Origin of the sequence: Desulfitobacterium sp. PCE1, assembly GCF_000384015.1 — a bacterium.
Taxonomy (GTDB): domain Bacteria; phylum Bacillota; class Desulfitobacteriia; order Desulfitobacteriales; family Desulfitobacteriaceae; genus Desulfitobacterium; species Desulfitobacterium dehalogenans.
The window spans coordinates 4147208-4166618 of record NZ_KB913023.1 but is presented as its reverse complement, the minus strand read 5'-3'; the positions used below and the strand labels follow the sequence as shown (position 1 = coordinate 4166618).

The following is a 19411-nucleotide window of genomic DNA, read 5'->3' as shown; positions in this document are numbered from 1 at the left end:
TAGTTTCTAGAGATGGAGACATTATGAGTACTGAAATTTGCAGCATTTTAGAACGGCAGGCGAGGATCTTCAATGTTCAGAAGTATTCTCTCTATGACGGGCCGGGCATAAGAACCCTGATTTTCTTTAAAGGATGTCCCCTGAGATGCCGATGGTGTTCCAACCCGGAGGGACTGGAGCGAAAATACCAGGTCATGTATATGGAAGACTCATGTATTCACTGTGGCAATTGTAGTCCGGTTTGCCCTGTCAATATCCACTTTTTTGCCAATCAGGACGTCAAACCGGCACGCACCTACTATGAACCGACTAAGCACACCATCAACTGGAGCATCGACTGTGTAGGCTGCCGCAAGTGTGAAGCAATCTGTCCGAAAAAAGCCCTCTCCATTGCCGGTACGGATCTGAAAATCTCTGATGTGCTGGAAATCATCCAACAAGACGCACTCTTCTACCTGAGCTCAGGTGGAGGAGTCACCCTTGGCGGAGGGGAAGTAACGGCCCAACCTGAATTTGCCACCAATCTACTCATGGAATGTCAACGGATGGGAATCAATACCGCCATTGAAACCTGTGGGTATGCCAAGCTGGATACTTTGCTCATGATCGCTCAGTTTACCGATTTGTTTTTGTATGATCTTAAGCACATCGACTCGGATCGGCACTACGAACTGACAGGGGTACGGAATGAACGCATTCTCGATAATCTGACCGAGCTGATTCACCGCGGATTCAATGTCAAGATCAGAATGCCCCTTATTCGAGGGATGAATGACAGCAAAGACACGATCTGCCGCACCATGGAATTCCTTCAACCCTTCAACAGCTGCAAGAACTTTCAGGGAATCGACTTGCTGCCTTATCACAAATTAGGGATCAACAAATATAAGCAGTTGGATATGAGCTACACCATTACCGAGGATTTGAGTTTTAAGGCCGAAGAGTTGGATGAGATCGCTCGAATCATTGGGGGTTACGAGCTGCAGGCCAGTATCATCAGGCATTGACTTGGCGAAGTAACCGGCTATCCGCAGTCGGTACTGGCAGGGGTGTCCGAGCGGGTCGCGTAGCTTTACGCACAACGTACCTTCGGGCGTGAGCTCCTGAAACCCTCCACTGGAGGCTTTCTTCATCGGATCTCACGTACTCCATAGCTCCAGGGCTGGTTCACTCGCTTTCTTAACTGTTACGCCAAACCCCGCTGCTTTCTGCATGTGAACCAGTGGCTCCACAGTGTTAAGAAAGCGACCTTCACCTGACCGCCCCTCTGCTAAATTCGTTCTCTTTTGTACGTAAAGCTACGCTTGCGGGTCTCTTTTCAGCACTGCTTTCAGGACTTTTACGGGACTTTGCAGGAGTCATCTTAGCAGTCGATCTGGGCAGCCGACCATGCCGCCAGCGGCCCGGCAAAAACGAAAAAGGCGACCCGAGGCAGAAAGCTCATCCTGCAACGCCCCACCCAATTCACCCTCGCAAAGCAAAATCCTGGAGACTTCCGGAGCCCCCGGAGCACCCTTTTCCAAACAGCATCCGAACGGAGGGATTTTATGAGTGTTACCGATGACTTTGACAGAAAACGAATAATTCAAGAATACGTTCCCGGCAAGCAGGTCACGCTGGCTCATGTTATCGCTTCACCGGTACAGGACTTATACGAACGTCTCGGCATTGAAGAACGGGGAGCCATTGGAATCTTAACCCTCACACCCAGTGAGACGGCGATCATCGCCGCGGATATAGCCACCAAGGCCTCCGATGTGGAGATAGGTTTTTTGGACCGCTTTACAGGTTCTTTGGTACTATCCGGTGATGTGGCAAGTGTTCAGGCAGCCATCATGGCCATCAATGACACCCTGGAAAAGCTGTTGAGCTTTACCACGGCCAGGATAACCAGTACATGAAAAAACGCATCATGATCGTCGGACCCACTCAAGCCGGTAAATCCTCTTTGGCTAATATCCTCAATGATACCTCCAGACCCTTAAAGAAAACCCAGGATGTCATTTATGGGAGGAATACCATTGACACTCCCGGCTCATATATTGAAAATCCTTCGATGTATAAATACCTGATCGCTACAGCTCAAACTGCATCCCATGTGCTTCTGCTTATCGATTCATCCAGGCCCGTCGCGGTCTATCCCCCCGGCTTTGCCAAAACCTTTACCTGTCCGGTGATCGGTGTGATGACGAAGACTGACCTGGAGCAGGAGAATGCCTTCTTGTGCAGCCAACAAATGCAGAGCATCGGGGTTTCTGAACCCTATTTCCGGATCTCATTAACAGACAACACAGGGGTAGAGGAGCTGAAGGAGTATCTCTTAGGCCCAGCCAATTGCCAGGACATTAAATTAGAAGATACTAATTAAAGGATATAATTAAGGAAGATTTCAGGAAGCGGAGGTGAAACCATGAGGTTTATTACCGAGACGGAATTGCGCGATTTATATAAAGCTGAGCCCTTTACAGCTTATACTTTGGAACCCCAGACAAAAATCACACCGGAGGCCCGTCAATTTCTCGTCGATAGGGGAGTCAAGCTGGTCGCGGCCCCAGACAACAAAAAGATAAGCATCCCCAATGGCAAGTCAGAGTCGGATCAGGAACGGGAAAGCAGGAATGTCCTGAGATTAAGGCGCCGAATGGAGAGTTTAGAATCCCTGTTCCTGATGGTGGGAGCGAACCTTCTGAGCAGTGGTGACGCTGTTCTGGCCGAAGAAGTATTCGCGCTGGGAAGATGCTTTGGCGAGGTGAAACAATCGGCATGGGAACAGAGGTTGCCGGTTAACCTGCAATTTCAGAATTGGTCTGAAGCAGAGATCAAAAACTGCTCAACCTATCTGGGCAAGCACTTTGATATCAACGAGTTTCACGTGCGGGCGGAAAATGGAGCAGCCATTGCTTCCTTAAACCACTTACGGGCAACTCTTCGTGAACTGGAATCTTCAATCCTTGAAGCCTATTGGCATGAGGAGGGTAGAGTTTGCTCACGAGAGGATCTTATTGAGAAAATTAATCTGATCATGAACATACTCTGCGTCATGATGTGGAAGTGTCTGGGAGGGCAATCATGCAAAGCGTAAATTCTGCTTTTCAATACTGCGATCAACTGGTTCAGGAGTTTGAAAAAGTTATCGATCATCCTATCGTGAGCAAATCCTCCGTCTACTACACAGGGATTGACCTGGGGACCGCCTATATTGTTCTGGCCGTCCTTGACGAGAATTATCAGCCGGTGGCCGGTGCCTATCGCTTTGCCAATGTAGTCAAAGATGGGATGGTCGTGGACTATATCGGTGCCATTCGCATCGTCAAAGAATTAAAGCAGGAGCTGGAAGAAAAACTGGGCACGGAATTGCTCTATGCCGCAGCAGCCCTGCCGCCGGGAACGATGACCCTGGATTCAGGTGTGATCAAACATGTCGTTCAGGGAGCGGGGTTTGAAATTACCACCCTCTTGGATGAGCCTACGGCAGCCAATGCCGTACTGAAAATCCAAGAGGGTGCCATCGTCGATATTGGCGGAGGAACCACTGGGATTACGATACTAAAGGACGGCGAGGTCATTTATGTGGCTGATGAACCGACCGGAGGCACCCACTTTTCGCTGGTTATAGCAGGGGCTTATAAGATGAGTTTTGATGAAGCGGAGCGCTATAAACAGAATCCCCAAAATCATCGGGAGCTGACGCCTGTGGTGGGACCGGTGATCGAAAAGGTTTCTTCCATCCTTAACCACCATTTGCGGGATTATCAAGTTGAAACAATCTACCTGGTAGGCGGGACCTGCTGTCTGAAAGGAATCGAGGATAGCATCGCCAGGCAGACAAGGATTCCCACCTATAAACCGCTGAACCCCATGTTTGTGACACCCTTGGGTATCGCCTTGAGCTGTACGCAGGACATCCTTTAGAGAGGAGTGACCCTGATTTATGGAATATCGGATGATTAAATCTCCTTCTCAAGGGACGGTGGATCTCCTTTTCCGGCGCAAAGGTTCGGCGCCAAGTGTTCCACTGGAGAACTATGATGCAGTCGGTTTGGTTCAGGGACGGATGATTGATATGGTCGTGGCTGCTGATATTGCTGAGAAAGCGGCCGGAGTTTTTGTAGAGGATATTAAAGGTCATTGCCCGCAAAACCTGATTATGATCGCTATTTTTGGGGATACGGCCTCAGTGGAAGCTGCTATAAAAGAAATTCAATATAAGATGAAAGAAATCAAAGTAGGTGAGAACCCATGATAGCGGCAAAAGTAATCGATAATATCTGGGCAACACGCAAGGCTGATTCACTCAGAGGACTGAAATTCATGCTGGTAGAGGTCCTCGGTGGCATAGATAAAGGCCGTCTCATCATTGCCGCTGATACCATCAGTGCCGGTATTGGTGAACGGGTACTTGTCTGTACCGGCAGCTCTGCCCGCAGAATGCTGGGCCAGGACGATATACCCATTGATGCTGTCATTGTAGGAATCATCGATGAAGACTGTACGTTTTGAGAAGCTGGAGGTGAGGGAAGTTGGATCTGCTGAATAGGGTTAAGGATGCCGGGGTTATTGGCGCAGGAGGAGCCGGGTTTCCGACTCATGCCAAATTATCTGCCAAGGCAGAATATATCCTGCTGAATGGGGCTGAATGCGAACCGCTGCTGCGGGTGGATCAGCAATTGATGGAACAGTTTCCTGAAGAAATCATTAAAGGACTGGAAGCGGCAGGACGTCATATAGAAGCTCGTAAAGCCGTTATCGGCATCAAAGGGAAGCATCAAGAGGTTATCAGGATACTGCGTGAAAAAATCACGGCTTTAGGGCTGGAAAATTATATGGAAGTCATGGAATTGCGGGATGTCTATCCGGCCGGAGATGAGCAGGTTCTGGTCTATGAGCTGACCAAAAGAGTTGTTCCGGAAGCCTCCATTCCCCTCAAAGTGGGTTGTGTGGTGATCAATTCGGAAACGGCTTTAAATGTTTTCCATGCTTTATCAGGAAAGCCGGTTACAGAAACCTATATCACCCTTGCCGGTGATATTCCCCACCGCTTAACGGTCAAGGTACCAGTGGGCATGGCCATCCGGGATCTGCTCCGACAATGCGGCCTGCAAAATGGGGATGACTATGCGGTGATCGACGGAGGTCCCATGATGGGTTCCCTCATGGACGGGATCGACGGCTATGTCACTAAGAAAAGCAAGGGCTTTATATTGCTTAAAAAGGATCATTTTCTCATCCGCAAAAAATCAGTCAATCTGAACCAAGGACGGGTCATCAGCAAAACAGCCTGTGAACAATGTCGGATGTGTACCGATCTATGCCCCCGCTATCTTTTGGGGCATGATATGCAGCCTCATAAGGTTATGCGGGCTTTAAGCTATGATCTCAAGGATGTGAAGGAACTGCAGATTGCTCAGTTATGCTGTGAATGCAATGCCTGCGAGCTCTTCTCCTGTCCGGCGAATCTCCATCCGAAAACGGTGAATATTTTTTATAAACAAAAACTGGCGGAACAAGGGATTCGCTACCAGCCCACCCAAGTGGAATTCCAACCCCGAGCGGCGAGAAACTATCGTCTGATCCCAAGTAAGCGCCTGGTGGCTAAAATCGGGTTAACCCCTTTTGATCTACCAGCACCTATGGCCCGGATTGAGTTTAAGCCCGCAACGATAGAAATTGGGCTGCGCCAACATATCGGGGCGCCATCCCTTCCCATCGTCAACCTGGGTCAACATGTAGAAGCAGGGCAGATGATCGGCAAAATACCGGAAAACAGTCTCGGAGCCCCGGTCCATGCCAGCCTGGCCGGCACCGTTACTGAGATTAAAGACAATTCTATTGTGATAAAGGTGGGTTAGTATGTATAGAGCAATAGGTATGATTGAGCTTACCAGTGTGGCCAGAGGAATCTATGCGACGGATCAGATGCTCAAAACAGCTTACGTTGATGTGGTCAGTGCAACCCCCGTCTGCCCAGGCAAATACATTGCCATCGTTCAAGGAGATGTGGCGGCCGTCGAGAGTTCGATCAGCACAGGAATAGCTATTTCCGGGGAATATTTAGTGGACAGCTTTGTGCTGCCCAATGTCCATGAAGGAATTTTCCCGGCCATCACGGCTACCACCATGCCGGACGGGACCGGGGCATTGGGAATTATGGAGTCCTTTTCCATGGCCTCTATGATCACAGCCGCCGATGCGGCACTGAAGGCCGCCGATGTCCAGGCTCTGGAGCTGCGCTTAGGAAGCGGGCTGGGCGGCAAAGCCTACTTTACGTTTACTGGGGATGTAGCCGCTGTCGAAGCGGGTGTCGAAGCAGGGAAGGCTGTCGCCATGGAGAAAGGCCTGCTTGTCGATATCGAAGTTATTCCTTCCCCGTCGGATAGATTGTGGATGTCCCTCTACTAATAGTTCAGGGATGGGCTTTTAGCCCCAGCAAGATGGAAAGGAGGTGGGATTTTGAAGAAACTCATTTGTGCTGACGACATTAAGTCAGCAGCAGAAAAGGGGCAAAAAAGTTTCTACGTCGAAGGGGGAACGATTGTTACTCCTTCAGCCAGAGATCTGGCTAAAGAATTGGGTGTGGAATTGGCCTGCGCTGCAGCTGCTGCCGGGAATCAAGGGTGCCAACTTAGTGATCCGCAGAAAACAGGGCAGCGGGCAACCGAGTTTAACAGGGATATGATCTATCAAACCATAAAAATGGTCTTGACCAATCACCTTTTAACGGGAGCCGTTGCCCCCGCTGCTCAACCGCCATTTATGGCCGAGGGTGAACCACAAAGCGGATTGAAAATTGTCCGTGGCAGAACAGTGAATTATGTGGACTTTGACACCGGGAAACCGGGTGCTAATGCTGCCTATCGTGAGGTAGTCGACCAAGACGAGTCTCAAATGAGTGCAGGTTTTTTGACTATTGAAAAATCCAGCTTTGACCGTAAATTGAACTGCGAAGAAATTCAGATCGTTTTGGAAGGAAGCTTGGCAGTTACTATCAATGGTAAGACTTTTGAAGCCTGCCAGGGAGATGTGCTTCACGTACCGAAAGGCTCCCAAGTGACCTGGAGCTCTTCCGGGTATGTCAAAATCTTCTGCGTCACCTACCCAGCAAACCGGGCCTGAATTCAGGTTCAACAAGAGGAGGATAGACTATGCAAGCTCTTGGCCTTATTGAGACACGAGGACTCCTTCCTGCCATTGAATGTGCAGATGTCATGCTCAAAACGGCGCAAGTTGAACTTGTGAGTAGGGCTTTTGTCGGCGGCGGTCTGGTGACCCTATCTGTAACCGGTGATGTGGGAGCGGTGAAAGCTGCCGTAGAGGCGGGAGCCAGCGCGGTTGCCAAGCTGAACCCTTTGCTGCTGGTCTCACAGCATGTTATTCCCAGACCTCATCAGGAGATCGCAGGGATAATCGGCCCCAACCCCGCTGAAAAGCAGGCGCTTCCTGTGCTGCAACAAGAAAAAGTAAATTTGCTTCCGAGTTTTGATCAAACAACCACTAAAAAGGAAATTGATCAGGTTGTGCAAGAATTTGGCCTTGAACAATGCGTGGATGCCCTGAAATCTCTCCCCGTCTTAAAGCTCCGCAATCTGGCCAGAGAATACAAAGGACTTGCCATAGCAGGAAGAGCCATATCCAAAGCCAATAAAGATGACCTTATCCAGCAATTAAAAAGGTATTACGACCAAAAACAGGAATGACGGCGGAGGGAGGAAGAGTAAGTGCTTAACTTTGATTATGATTTACAATCTGTGCAAGAGACCAGACATCTTGCCCGTCAGGCCAAACAAGCCCAGACTGAACTGGCACAATTCAATAGCGAGCAGATTGATCAAATCATTCGTAATATGGTGAAAACAGCGGAGGAAAATGCAGTTTCTCTGGCCAAGTTAGCGGTGGAAGAAACAGGGTTTGGCAAAGTAGAGGATAAGATCTTTAAAAATCGCTTTGCCTCCACGGAACTCTATCAATTTATCAAGCCGATGCAAACCATCGGGGTCATTAAGGAAGACAAGATCAATAAAGTCCTGGAGATTGCTGAACCGGTGGGGCTGCTTATGGGGATCGTCCCCTCAACCAATCCCACCTCCACTACCATCTATAAATCGATTATTGCCATTAAATCCCGCAACGGAATTGTGTTCTCGCCCCATCCTTCGGCCTTGCAATGCACTCTGCAAGCCGCCAAATTGATGAATGATGCGGCAGTGGCGGCCGGAGCTCCGGCGAATATCATCGGCTGTATTGCCAAGCCGTCCATGAATGCAACCAATGAACTTATGAAATGCGATGAAGTCGCAATGATCATTGCCACAGGCGGTTCAGCTATGGTCAAGGCGGCCTATAGTGCGGGAAAACCGGCACTGGGTGTAGGCCCGGGAAATGTTCCCGCTTATATAGAAAGAACGGCCGATATTCCCAAAGCAGTCAGAAATATTATCGCCAGCAAAACCTTTGATAATGGTACTATCTGTGCTTCCGAGCAATCGGTAGTGGTTGAAGAATGCATTCGCAACCAGGTTATGGAAGAGTTCAGACGCCAAGGCGGCTACTTTATGAACCCTGAGGAAACAGAGAAAGTGGGCCGAAAACTGTTTACCAGAGGCCATGCTATGAACGCCAAAATGGTGGGGAGATCCGCCGCAGATATCGCAGCCGGTGCCGGAATTTCCATTCCCCCGGGTACAAAAGTGCTGCTGGGAGAGCAACAGGGAGTCGGTGAGGGATATCCACTCTCCTATGAAAAACTGACTACGGTGCTGGCCTTTTACACTGTCCAAGATTGGCATGAAGCATGTGATCTATGCATGAAATTACTCAATAATGGAGGGGTGGGCCACAGCCTTTCCATTCATACGGAAACCCCGGAAATGGCCATCAAATTTGCAGAAAAGCCCGTCTTCAGGATTTTGGTCAATACCTCATCCAGCCAAGGTGGTGTAGGAGCAAGCACAGGGCTGGCACCCTCCTTTACTTTAGGCTGCGGTACTTGGGGAGGAAGTGCAACCTCAGATAATGTAACTCCTATGCACTTGATTAATATTAAACGTGTAGCCTATGGAATCAAAGACTTTACAGGCAACGCAGGTGCTCCCCATTCAACCTGGGAGGCGCACCAGGGAGGTTCTGGCGGCACTGTCAGTGAAGAGCGGATTCAGGCTCTTGTCAATGAAGTCATGTCGCTGTTGAAACAAAGAGGTGATTGCTAAAGTGGGAAAGTATGACGCTTTAGTGGAACTTCTGCTGGAAGTGGTCAAAGAAGGGGGGGATATAAAACAGGAGGACTATTCCATACCTGTGGGAATATCTAACCGGCATATTCATCTATCCAGAAACGATGTGAACGCCCTGTTTGGCGAGGGATACCCATTGACAAAGATCAAGGATTTGTCCCAACCCGGGCAATATGCCTGCAAGGAAACTCTGACCATTTGCGGGCCCAAAGGGGCGATTGAAAATGTTCGTATTCTTGGACCGGAGCGCCAGGAGTCCCAGGTGGAGATACTCAAAACAGACTGTTTCAAGCTTGGTCTTAAGGCACCTGTAAAACTGTCCGGGGAGCTGCAGGGAACACCGGGAATCACTCTCGTAGGTCCTAAAGGAAGTATTCTTCTTGGCCAAGGTGTGATCATTGCCCAGCGGCATATTCATATGTCTCTGGAGGATGCCCAACATTTCGGCGTAAGGGATGGAGAACTGGTAACGATTCAAATAAGCGGGCTGCGTGGAGGAACTTACTCCAATGTAGCCGTAAGAGCCAACACTACCTCGCAGCTTGAATGTCATATCGACACAGATGAAGCCAATGCGATGGAGCTTGCCCCCACTTCAAAAATAACAATAGTAAAATGAAATTTTAGGAGGAAACAATCATGAGTAAAACAGAAGCTTTAGGATTAATTGAGACCAAAGGTTTAGTAGGAGCTATCGAAGCCGCCGATGCTATGGTTAAAGCCGCTAATGTCTATCTTATCGGCCGCGAATTTGTCGGCGGTGGTTTAGTAACCGTTATGGTAAGAGGGGATGTCGGTGCTGTCAAGGCAGCAACCGATGCCGGAGCTGCTGCTGCTCAGCGGGTTGGCGAGCTCATCTCCGTCCATGTCATCCCCCGTCCCCACAGTGACGTGGAAATGATTCTCCCTGCCAAAAAAGAAGGTTAAGACGTATTAGAAACTCAATAAGACGAAGGTCGGCTCTCTCTTGGGGAGACCTTGGCCTTCGTCTGTTTTGAATCAAGGTGACTGCAGAATTAAAGTATGAGGAGTGTAAAAAATGTCTTTAAAAAAACTGGATACCAATATGTTTGAGCAGCTTATTTACGATGAAGGAAGAGCTTGCTTGGTGATGTTTTCCAGGAAGAACTGTCATGTCTGTCAAAAAGTTATTCCGGTATTAGAAGAGTTGCGTCTAAATTATGAAGAAAGTTTTGGCTTTTATTATGTGGATGTGGAAGAGGACAAAGCATTATTCCAACGATTCTCATTAAAGGGCGTTCCCCAGATTCTTTACTTTAAAGATGGAGAATATAAAGGCAAAATGGCCGGCGATGTGGAAGATGACGAAGTCGAACAGATGATCGCCGATGTGCTTGAGGACTAATTAAAAATTCTTTAGGATTAGCTGAACATAGGCACTCAGTCCCGCGAATAGAGTCCGGTTATAACCAGATCTTGACCAATCAGTAGCGTGCCTCCCTTCCTTGAAGGATATTGAGGCACATTTTTACATATCTTCGTTTATTCCAGAGGCCTTAATTCAATCATTCTCAGGATAGGAAAATCCGTACCACAGCTACTGAAAGTGTTCACATGGACTTGCTCTATTAACCGACATAATGTCTAAGCTGTCAGAATAGTTCGCGTGTCGCCTTAACTTAGCCAACAACCAGTGGAATTTTTAATATGGAGGATTAGATGATGCAGTTCAAGAGTATTCGAACCCAATTTTTAACCATTTCGATCATGATTGTCTTAAGTGCCTTAGTTATTGTTGGTGGTATTACTTGTTATAAGGTAATTCAGCAATCGAAAGATGACTACCTTAATTACTCCAACGAACAAATGAAAATAGCTGAGCAATCTATTAAGATATTTTATGATCAGATTGATAAAAACATCAATATGATGGCCACCCATCCCCTGGTCATGGCAGCGGCAGAAAGCAATATTACGTCTTACACCAACAGTATGGAAAAGGTGCAAATGACGCCTTCCCAAAATGGCGGGGTGGAACAAGAAATTTACGAAATCTTCGAGCACTATGCCGCCAGCCATCCAGGGACAATGTATGTTTATTTCGGTACGGAAGAGGGCGCTTACCTGCAGTGGCCGGAAGCCCCCATACCTGTTGAGAAATTTTATCCTCCCGAGAAAGGCTGGTACAGAACCGGTCTAGGCGGCAATGGAGCCATTGTGAGAACTGAGCCCTATCTTGATCCTATGTCCAATACAATGATTACGAGCAATGTGCGCTCGTTTACGGATGCCAACGGTAAGCTGGTCGGAACTCTGGGAATTGATGTGCAACAGTCGGTCATAAGCGATATGCTAAATTCAATGAAGACTGGAAAAACCGGATATTCGATGATTGTTCACACCACGGGAGTTATTTTAGCCGATGGCAGTAACCCCGAAAATAACTTTAAAAAATTAGATGAGATTAACATCCCAGGACTGGAGAAGCTGGGATCTGATGATTTAGCTCCTTTTGATGTAACGATTGACGGAGTAAAATACATAGTTAATCCTCATAAAGTCGACGGAACAGATTGGATTTTAGCGTCCTTAATGTCCGAGAAAGAGTTGACCCAGGGGGCGAACGGGGTGGCCTTAATGATGCTGGGGGTCTCCGTACTTATGCTGTTCATCACTATTGCCTTGATTACCATAACAGCCAATAAAATCACGACTCCCATCAAAAAGTCGGCTCAGTATTTGGACCTTGTGGCAAGCGGGGACTTTTCCCAGGAAATCGACCCCCGATTTCTGGCCAGAAAAGATGAGGTGGGGTCAATTACCAACGCCATTAACGATATGAAGAATTCGATTAAACAGTTGGTCAACAGTATCAAGAATGAATCGGTTGCTATTGAAGAAGAAGTGTATGCTGTCATGGATAATGTGGTGGATCTCAGCAAGAGCCTGGAAGAGATTTCTTCTACTACCGGAGATGTGGCGGCAAGTACGGAAGAAACATCGGCAGCATCGGAAGAAATGTCGGCGACGACCCAGGAAATTGAAAAAGCAGTGCAGTTAATCGCCGGCAAATCTCAGCAAGGGGCAATCTCGTCCAAGGAAATCACCCAGAGAGCGGAAGATACTAAGAAAAATGTCAATGCGGCACAGAAGAAAGCCGCCGATATATTTGTTGATACCCAAGTAAAATTGGAAAAGGCAATTGTTGAATCCAAGGTTGTCAGTCAAATTGATTTATTGACGGATGCCATCATGCAGATCACCGAGCAAACCAACTTACTGGCCCTAAATGCCGCGATTGAAGCGGCAAGAGCCGGTGAAGCCGGAAGAGGATTCTCGGTTGTCTCAGAGGAAATCAGAAAACTTGCCGAACAATCAAAAGGAGCGGTTATGCAAATACAGGAAGTTACCACCAAGGTAACCAGTGCTGTCGATAATCTCTCACAAAGTTCGAACGGCCTGCTTTCTTTCATGTCTGTAGATGTCAATAATGACTATCAAGTTATGCTGAATGTAGCAGAGCAATACAGCCAAGATGCCAATTTCGTAGACGAGCTGGTAGCCGATTTTAGCGCTACCACGGAGCAGCTTCTGGTGTCTATCCAAAACATTTCCGATGCCATCGGCGGGGTAGCCCAAGCTGCCAACAGTGGTGCCATCGGCACGGCGGATATTGCCAATCAGTCGGCAGAAGTAAGCATCAAATCCAATGAAGTTGAAGATCAGATTCTCAGAGCTAAGGAAAGCGTCAATAAATTGCAAGAAGAAATCAAGCGGTTCAAAGTGTAGTTTACAGACTGCAAGAGATATACGTCCGTTACTCTTATACAGCAAGTTAAACTTAAATCTAAAAATTTTAAGCCAGATATTCATATAGGCTGTGAATGTCTGGCTTTTTGTTTGGGCTTGCAATTATTATTGGTGCGTTTTAAAGTAGAAGGAGCAATAATCTATGGAGAGGTATTGAATGAGCTATGCAATTAATCTCTACTTCAATGAAGAAGCAGAACAATCCATAATGAGAATATGGGAGTCATTAGCTCTCTTGAATATTGGCAAATGCATGTCCTGCACCAACGGCAGGCCCCATATCACCTTAGCTATATATAATGATCTGGACTTGACCAAGGCCAAAGAAATGATCAATGCTCTGGCTCAAGCAGTTCATTCCTTTAAGTTGGCATTTCTTCAAATCGGGATTTTTCCACTTCATAAGGGAACCATCTTTTTGACCCCTAACCTAACCGGCGATCTGTTTCAAGTTCATAGAATGCTCCATGATGCCTTCTCAGCTTGGGAAGAGGAAGGCTGGGACTATTACAAACCCCAGATTTGGCATCCCCATTGCACCCTTTCCATGGAGACTCCAGTGGAGGAGATACCCAAGATGCTGGAAGAGATCTTAAAGGATTTTCAATCCATCGAGGTGACTATTGAATCCATAGGGATGGCTTCGTTGGATCCAATTGAGTATTTATGTGAATTTCCCCTGAATAAACATGAGGAACAGTAAGAAATTCATAGATACTGTATAAACCTTAAACGGCCCTAATAGGGCGATCAGATGGCAAAGTGCTGATTGCTTTGGGTGATTCCTAAAATTTCAGTGGAGGAAGAGGCCATTTTTTCCACAAAGGATTGAATGGATTTATAATCCTCTCCGAAATGCATGGGAACAAGGACTTGAGGATTGATCTCCTGAATAAAATACTCCGCTCCTATAGAATAATACTGTTCAAGTCGGGGATCCACAGGGAAGAAGGCAATATCAATCCTTTCTTCTTTTATTTTGGCGATTTCTTCTTTGAACATTTTTTCTGCCCAAAGGATATCTTCTTGGGGTTCTCCCCACCAGTGCCACCAGTTGAGGTCTCCGGCATGGAAGAGATGAATCCCTTCCTTTACGTCCAGTTCCACAAGAAAAGAGATTCCCACATCGGTAGATCCATAGGTCCTAATCTTCAGGTCATCCCTATGAACTTCTTCATAAGGGGATAAGAAAATAAGATTCTCTTGGACTTGAGGCAGTTGAGGATGGCCTTGAATATCCGAGCTGAGAATATAATGAATGTCGGGGTATTGGCTTTGCCACTGGAAGATTTCAGGATTATAATGATCCGGGTGGACATGGGAGGAAAAAACAGTGATCCTTTTATTGCTTGGAAATTGGACTTGACCCTGATAATAGTCAAAGACCAGGAAGTCCCGATCGGTTTCCACTGTGAAACCGCTGTGATGGATATACTCAATACGAAGTTCTAGCTTTTCTAGCGGAGCGTTCATTAAATCACCTCATACTAAAATGATCTGCAGGTTTGTGTTCTCTATAAAAAATTACTATAATATGGATAGATATGCAAGACAAAGGGAAGAGTCTAGTCGTTAATTCTATGAAAAGTAAAGAAAAAAAGGGGATGATTCTGATGAAATTTATATTTACTCACAATAATATCAATGTGCTGAACCTGGAAAAAAGCCTTAAGTTTTATGATGAGGCATTGGGGTTAAAAGAAGTCAAACGTATAGCTCCGGAGAGCGGGGAATTTATTCTTGTCTATCTGGGTGATGGGGTAACCGCCCATACTTTAGAACTTACATGGTTAAGGGATCGAACGGAACCCTATAATCTGGGCGAGAATGAATTTCATCTGGCTTTAACGGTGGATGATTTCCAAGCAGCTCATGAACATCATAAAAAAATGGGATGCATCTGCTATGAAAATGAAGCTATGGGTATCTATTTTATCAATGATCCGGACAACTACTGGGTGGAGATTCTTCCTAGTTCAATGGGATAAAGTATGCAAAAGCACCTCTCCGTACCGGAGAGGTGTCTTGCAATCTGTTTATTGACTTACTTATTCTGAATCACAGGAATGGGCTCTTCAGAAGCTTCATCCAGACGATCTTCCCATAAGTACTTCTTGGTTTCGGAGACAATAACTCCGCTTAAGAGGAGGAGTGCCACCAGGTTTGGAATAGCCATCATAGCATTCATCGCGTCCGCTAAATCCCAGACGAATTGAAGGGTTACCAAAGAACCGGCTAAAACGGCGAGAACCCAGAGGAGGCGGTAAGGAAGGATTCCTTTTTTACCGAAGAGATATTCTACAGCTCTTTCACCATAATAAGACCAACCAAGGATAGTGGAGAAAACGAAAGTCAGAAGACCAAAAGTTAAAACGATGGGACCAATTACCGGAATTTGATTAAAAGCCATGGAAGTCAAATCGCCGCCTTTTAACCCTTCGGCAGCAGTCGGGTTGCTAATGACACTGCTAACGACGACAAGACCGGTCATTAAGCAGACAACAACGGTATCCCAGAAGGTTCCCGTAGCGGATACGAGAGCTTGACGGACAGGGTTCCTGGTTTGAGCAGCCGCAGCTACGATGGGAGCAGAACCTAAACCGGACTCATTGGAGAAAAGCCCTCGGGCAATCCCGTAACGGGCAGCCATGATAATGCTGGCACCGATGAATCCGCCGCCGGCAGCCGTTGGGGTGAAAGCTGATTTACAGATCAAGACAACGGCTGGCCAGACATATTGAGAATTCATAATCAGGATAATGATACAACCAAGGACATAAGCAATCGCCATAAAGGGAACAAATTTTTCACAGACCCGAGCGATCCATTTTACGCCGCCGATAATAACAACCCCTGTGAGGGCAGCTAAGATAACGCCTGTCAAGATAGGGTTGATATTGAATTGAGTATCCAGCATAACGGAAATAGAGTTAGCTTGAGTCATATTACCAATACCAAAGGCGGCAATGGAAGTAAAGATACAGAAGAGTACAGCCAGCCACTTCTGTCCCAGGCCTCTTTCCAAAGCATACATAGGACCACCCAGCATGGTGCCGTCAGCGGTTTTAACCCGATATTTCACCGCCAATAAGGCTTCGCCATATTTTGTGGCAATCCCGAAGACCCCGGTAAGCCAGCACCAAAGTACTGCACCGGGACCTCCCAAAGCCACGGCCGTAGCTACTCCGACGATATTACCGGTTCCGATGGTAGCGGCGAGAGCGGTAGTTAGAGCTCCGAATTGACTCACATCACCGGTAGCATCAGGATCCTTAGTAAGTGATAATTTAATCCCTTTAAAAATGTACCTTTGAATACCACGAGTACGGAAAGTAAGGAATAAGTGCGTACCAAAAAGTAAAACAAGAATAGGTGGACCCCAGAGATAGCCGTTCAACCAGACAATAAAACTGTGCAAGGCCTCCATTGTGTTTTTCCTCCTTTAATCTCTTTCTCTGTATACTGCAATCTCCAGAATAAAATTGCTTTATATATAAAAAGAGTCAATCCTTAAGATTGACTCTGAATATTCGGACAATTTCCACAAAAGCAAGAGATTGCTCCATAGCAGGCAGTCCCTATTGCTTCTCTGTCCTTTTGCCTGAGAGATTTAACAACACATCATTGTATTGCCCCTTCGGCGCCCTAAATTAGAGTCTCTCCAGAGTGCTGTCAATTAACGGTCCCTAACTCATTCTAGTCACCTGAAAGTTTCAACTTCTTCGGCGGGCCTAAGCCCTTCTCCCGTAAATTTCATCCAGCATTCCCTATGCAATTTTCATAGATTCGAAATATCTCACAGGAGATTCTCGAATTTATTTATAATTATAAGTATCGCTCCCATTTTATTCAAGAATTATTTTGGGAATAATACTCGAATAACAGGTGATTAATGTAGTATTTTTACAGAATTTTGGTTTGTAAATCAGGGAGCTTCAGACTTGGAACAGGCTAAGGCAGGTGATGTATAGGCATTCATATCCTATCGACTAACATTTACTTATTATAGAAAATAGGTTATAATTAAAATGATTTAGCGATTTCTCCCTTATTGAATTACATAAATTTTTAAAAGCGGCTATCTGGCGATAGTCGCTCTATGTTTAGCATGTCAAAAGGTGTGTATTTGCTGGGGCCAGCACAATTTGTTCATCATTAGAAAAGGAAGGTTCAGGAGAAATGAGTAGAAAGATCAGTATTACAGCTGTGGATCGTGAGCGTCTGCTAAAACTTATCAATAAAGAAAGAGAGTTTGGCACCGCCAAAAACAAGGATTACTTAAAAGATCTTGAGCATGAGTTAAATGGGGCAGATGTGGTGCCCTCGGAAGGAATTCCTTCGAATGCCATAACTATGAATTCGAAGATATTACTGAAGGATCTGGAGACGGGTGAAGAAACCATCTATACCTTAGTATATCCTGAAGATGCGGATCTTTTAGAGGATAAGATTTCGATTCTTGCCCCTGTGGGGACGGCTATTCTTGGCTATCGGGAAGGAGATATCATCGACTGGAAAGTTCCCGGCGGTGTTGTCCGGCTTAAGGTGGAAAAGCTCCTTTATCAGCCTGAGGCTGCAGGAGACTACGATCTCTAAGAATGAAGTGGGTGAAGGACAGAGATTCGGGTAACACTACTGGAGAGGTCTTTACCTTGCGGTGCTCCTTCATGGACATCTGATTATAGAATAGTGGTATAGATTAATATAGGATAAGACATTCCGTAGGAAAGGTTGATATTCGTGGATAATGAGAATAAGTCTTCCAATTTTTTACGCAGCATTATCCTTGAGGATTTACGAGAGGGAAAAGTAGAAGGAGTCACTACACGGTTTCCCCCCGAGCCCAATGGTTATTTGCATATTGGACATGCCAAATCTATTTGTTTGAACTTTAGCTTAGCTGGTGAATTCAAAGGAAAAACCAATTTAAGGTTTGACGATACGAACCCGGTCAAGGAAGATACAGAATATGTAGAGTCTATCAAAGAAGATGTCAAGTGGCTGGGGTTTGAATGGGATAACCTCTTTTTTGCCTCGGATTATTTTGATGAGATGCACAAGCGAGCCCTTCTTCTCATTAAAAAAGGCAAAGCTTATGTCTGTGACTTATCTGCCGAGGAGATTAGAAAAAGCCGCGGCACTCTGACAGAGGCCGGTAAGGAAAGTCCTTATCGCGATCGCAGCGCGGAAGAGAACCTGGAGCTCTTTGAGAGAATGCGTCAAGGTGAATTTAAGGACGGAGAGAAGGTTCTCCGGGCTAAAATTGACATGTCCTCTCCCAACATCAATATGCGGGATCCCGTTCTCTATCGGATCGCTCATGCCACTCATCATAATACAGGGGATACATGGTGCATCTACCCTATGTATGATTATGCCCACCCTTTAGAGGATGCTATAGAGGGTATAACCCACTCTATATGTACTTTAGAATTCGAAGATCATCGCCCTTTATATGATTGGGTCGTTCGGGAATGCGAGATGGAGCATGTCCCGCATCAATATGAATTTGCCCGCCTGAATATGACTAATACGGTAATGAGCAAGCGTAAACTAAAGCAGCTGGTGGATGAAAAGGTGGTGGACGGCTGGGATGATCCCAGAATGCCGACCATTTCCGGGCTGCGCCGTCGGGGCTATACTCCTGAGGCCATCCGCAATTTTGCCCAAGCTATTGGTGTGGCCAGAGCGGACAGTGTGGTGGATTCCAAAATGCTGGAGCACTTTATTCGGGAAGATCTGAAGCTCAAAGTGCCCCGGCCCATGGCTGTCATCCGTCCCTTGAAAGTGGTCATTACCAACTACCCTGAAGGCCAAGTGGAAATCCTGGATGCAGATAATAATAAAGAGAATCCTGAGATGGGAAAACGCAAAATCCCTTTCTCCCGGGAAATTTATATCGAGCAGGAGGATTTCATGGAAGTCCCTCCGCCGAAGTACCACCGGCTTTACCCAGGTAATGAAGTCCGCTTGATAGATGCCTATTTTATTAAATGTAAAGAGGTCATTAAGGACGATGAGGGCAATATCTTGGAAATTCATTGCACCTATGATCCGGAAACAAAAAGTGGTACAGGATTTGCCGGCCGCAAGGTTAAGGGGACCATTCATTGGGTAGAAGCCACCCAGGCAGTGCCGGCAGAATTTCGCCTCTATGATGTGTTAATTCAGGATGATGTGGTGGAGGAAGAAGGCAAGACCTTTCTGGATTATATTAATCCCAACTCTTTGGAAGTATGGCAAGGGTTTGTGGAGCCCCATATGAAAGAGGCCAAACCTCAAGATAAATTCCAGTTCCCCCGTCACGGATACTTTAATGTGGATCCGAAATATACTACCCCGGAAAACTTAGTTTTTAACTTGATTGTTTCCTTAAAGAGCTCCTTTGTCATAAAATAACTGTGAATAGAAAA

At 46.4% G+C, this 19411-nt stretch carries 22 protein-coding genes and 1 riboswitch; of the genes, 20 read left to right on the top strand and 2 right to left on the bottom strand.

Annotated elements, in window-relative coordinates:
- Positions 1-23 precede the first annotated feature (23 nt).
- The 17 genes from cutD (at position 24) to DESPCE1_RS0120510 (ending at position 13701) form a co-directional block, all read left to right on the top strand.
- Positions 24-1007 carry a choline TMA-lyase-activating enzyme gene (gene cutD / locus DESPCE1_RS0120595; RefSeq protein ID WP_019851571.1) on the top strand — a complete coding sequence of 328 codons (984 nt, stop codon included), beginning with the start codon at positions 24-26 and terminating at the stop codon, positions 1005-1007.
- A 540-nt stretch (positions 1008-1547) separates the two neighbouring features.
- Entirely contained in the window at positions 1548-1901 is a 354-nt protein-coding gene (gene eutS / locus DESPCE1_RS0120585) for an ethanolamine utilization microcompartment protein EutS (protein WP_014795926.1), read from the top strand.
- Entirely contained in the window at positions 1898-2368 is a 471-nt protein-coding gene (locus tag DESPCE1_RS0120580; RefSeq protein ID WP_019851569.1) for a EutP/PduV family microcompartment system protein, read from the top strand. The genes eutS and DESPCE1_RS0120580 overlap by 4 nt, the downstream gene beginning before the upstream one ends.
- Before the next feature lie 42 nt (positions 2369-2410).
- On the top strand, positions 2411-3082 hold the full coding sequence (locus DESPCE1_RS0120575; protein ID WP_019851568.1) for an ethanolamine utilization cobalamin adenosyltransferase: 672 nt from the start codon (positions 2411-2413) through the stop codon (positions 3080-3082).
- Positions 3070-3912: an ethanolamine utilization protein EutJ gene (eutJ, locus tag DESPCE1_RS0120570; protein WP_019851567.1), complete on the top strand. Its 843-nt coding sequence runs from the start codon at positions 3070-3072 to the stop codon at positions 3910-3912. The genes DESPCE1_RS0120575 and eutJ overlap by 13 nt, the downstream gene beginning before the upstream one ends.
- A 19-nt stretch (positions 3913-3931) precedes the next feature.
- Positions 3932-4243: a BMC domain-containing protein gene (locus DESPCE1_RS0120565; RefSeq protein WP_019851566.1), complete on the top strand. Its 312-nt coding sequence runs from the start codon at positions 3932-3934 to the stop codon at positions 4241-4243.
- Positions 4240-4500 carry a EutN/CcmL family microcompartment protein gene (locus DESPCE1_RS0120560; protein WP_014795921.1) on the top strand — a complete coding sequence of 87 codons (261 nt, stop codon included), beginning with the start codon at positions 4240-4242 and terminating at the stop codon, positions 4498-4500. Before DESPCE1_RS0120565 ends, DESPCE1_RS0120560 begins: the two co-directional genes overlap by 4 nt.
- A 20-nt stretch (positions 4501-4520) precedes the next feature.
- Complete coding sequence (locus DESPCE1_RS0120555) at positions 4521-5849, top strand: 4Fe-4S dicluster domain-containing protein (RefSeq protein WP_019851565.1); 1329 nt, start codon at positions 4521-4523, stop codon at positions 5847-5849.
- A gap of 1 nt (position 5850) precedes the next feature.
- On the top strand, positions 5851-6399 hold the full coding sequence (locus DESPCE1_RS0120550; RefSeq protein ID WP_014795919.1) for a BMC domain-containing protein: 549 nt from the start codon (positions 5851-5853) through the stop codon (positions 6397-6399).
- Positions 6400-6450: 51 nt separating this feature from the next.
- Positions 6451-7113: a cupin domain-containing protein gene (locus DESPCE1_RS0120545; protein WP_019851564.1), complete on the top strand. Its 663-nt coding sequence runs from the start codon at positions 6451-6453 to the stop codon at positions 7111-7113.
- A 29-nt stretch (positions 7114-7142) separates the two neighbouring features.
- Entirely contained in the window at positions 7143-7694 is a 552-nt protein-coding gene (locus DESPCE1_RS0120540) for a BMC domain-containing protein (RefSeq protein WP_019851563.1), read from the top strand.
- 21 nt (positions 7695-7715) lie between these two features.
- Positions 7716-9203, top strand: coding sequence for an acetaldehyde dehydrogenase (acetylating) (locus DESPCE1_RS0120535; RefSeq protein ID WP_019851562.1), 1488 nt, complete (start codon positions 7716-7718; stop codon positions 9201-9203).
- 1 nt (position 9204) lies between these two features.
- On the top strand, positions 9205-9846 hold the full coding sequence (locus DESPCE1_RS0120530) for a phosphate propanoyltransferase (protein ID WP_019851561.1): 642 nt from the start codon (positions 9205-9207) through the stop codon (positions 9844-9846).
- Positions 9847-9866: 20 nt separating this feature from the next.
- Positions 9867-10154 carry an ethanolamine utilization microcompartment protein EutM gene (eutM, locus tag DESPCE1_RS0120525; protein WP_014795914.1) on the top strand — a complete coding sequence of 96 codons (288 nt, stop codon included), beginning with the start codon at positions 9867-9869 and terminating at the stop codon, positions 10152-10154.
- 112 nt (positions 10155-10266) lie between these two features.
- On the top strand, positions 10267-10593 hold the full coding sequence (locus DESPCE1_RS0120520) for a co-chaperone YbbN (RefSeq protein WP_014795913.1): 327 nt from the start codon (positions 10267-10269) through the stop codon (positions 10591-10593).
- 317 nt (positions 10594-10910) lie between these two features.
- Positions 10911-12977 (top strand): methyl-accepting chemotaxis protein, encoded by a 2067-nt coding sequence (locus DESPCE1_RS0120515; protein WP_019851560.1) that lies wholly within the window; start codon positions 10911-10913, stop codon positions 12975-12977.
- A gap of 178 nt (positions 12978-13155) precedes the next feature.
- Positions 13156-13701: a 2'-5' RNA ligase family protein gene (locus DESPCE1_RS0120510; protein WP_019851559.1), complete on the top strand. Its 546-nt coding sequence runs from the start codon at positions 13156-13158 to the stop codon at positions 13699-13701.
- Between the two features lie 47 nt (positions 13702-13748).
- Here the strand turns inward: DESPCE1_RS0120510 and DESPCE1_RS0120505 are convergent, their stop codons facing one another.
- Complete coding sequence (locus DESPCE1_RS0120505; RefSeq protein WP_014795910.1) at positions 13749-14471, bottom strand: MBL fold metallo-hydrolase; 723 nt, start codon at positions 14469-14471, stop codon at positions 13749-13751.
- A 131-nt stretch (positions 14472-14602) separates the two neighbouring features.
- On the opposite strand from DESPCE1_RS0120505, the gene DESPCE1_RS0120500 reads away from it, so the two are divergent.
- The gene (locus DESPCE1_RS0120500) at positions 14603-14986 is read left to right on the top strand and encodes a VOC family protein (protein WP_028305651.1); all 384 of its coding nucleotides are present in this window, start codon (positions 14603-14605) and stop codon (positions 14984-14986) included.
- A gap of 56 nt (positions 14987-15042) precedes the next feature.
- Here DESPCE1_RS0120500 and DESPCE1_RS0120495 read toward each other — a convergent pair whose 3' ends face one another.
- Positions 15043-16425 (bottom strand): sodium:alanine symporter family protein, encoded by a 1383-nt coding sequence (locus DESPCE1_RS0120495; protein ID WP_014795908.1) that lies wholly within the window; start codon positions 16423-16425, stop codon positions 15043-15045.
- A 152-nt stretch (positions 16426-16577) separates the two neighbouring features.
- Positions 16578-16673, bottom strand: a riboswitch (glycine riboswitch).
- A 504-nt stretch (positions 16674-17177) separates the two neighbouring features.
- On the opposite strand from DESPCE1_RS0120495, the gene rnk reads away from it, so the two are divergent.
- Together rnk and DESPCE1_RS0120485 are read left to right on the top strand one after the other, a co-directional pair.
- Complete coding sequence (gene rnk / locus DESPCE1_RS0120490; protein WP_019851557.1) at positions 17178-17594, top strand: nucleoside diphosphate kinase regulator; 417 nt, start codon at positions 17178-17180, stop codon at positions 17592-17594.
- Between the two features lie 144 nt (positions 17595-17738).
- Positions 17739-19397: a glutamine--tRNA ligase/YqeY domain fusion protein gene (locus DESPCE1_RS0120485; RefSeq protein WP_019851556.1), complete on the top strand. Its 1659-nt coding sequence runs from the start codon at positions 17739-17741 to the stop codon at positions 19395-19397.
- The last annotated feature ends 14 nt before the right edge of the window (positions 19398-19411 follow it).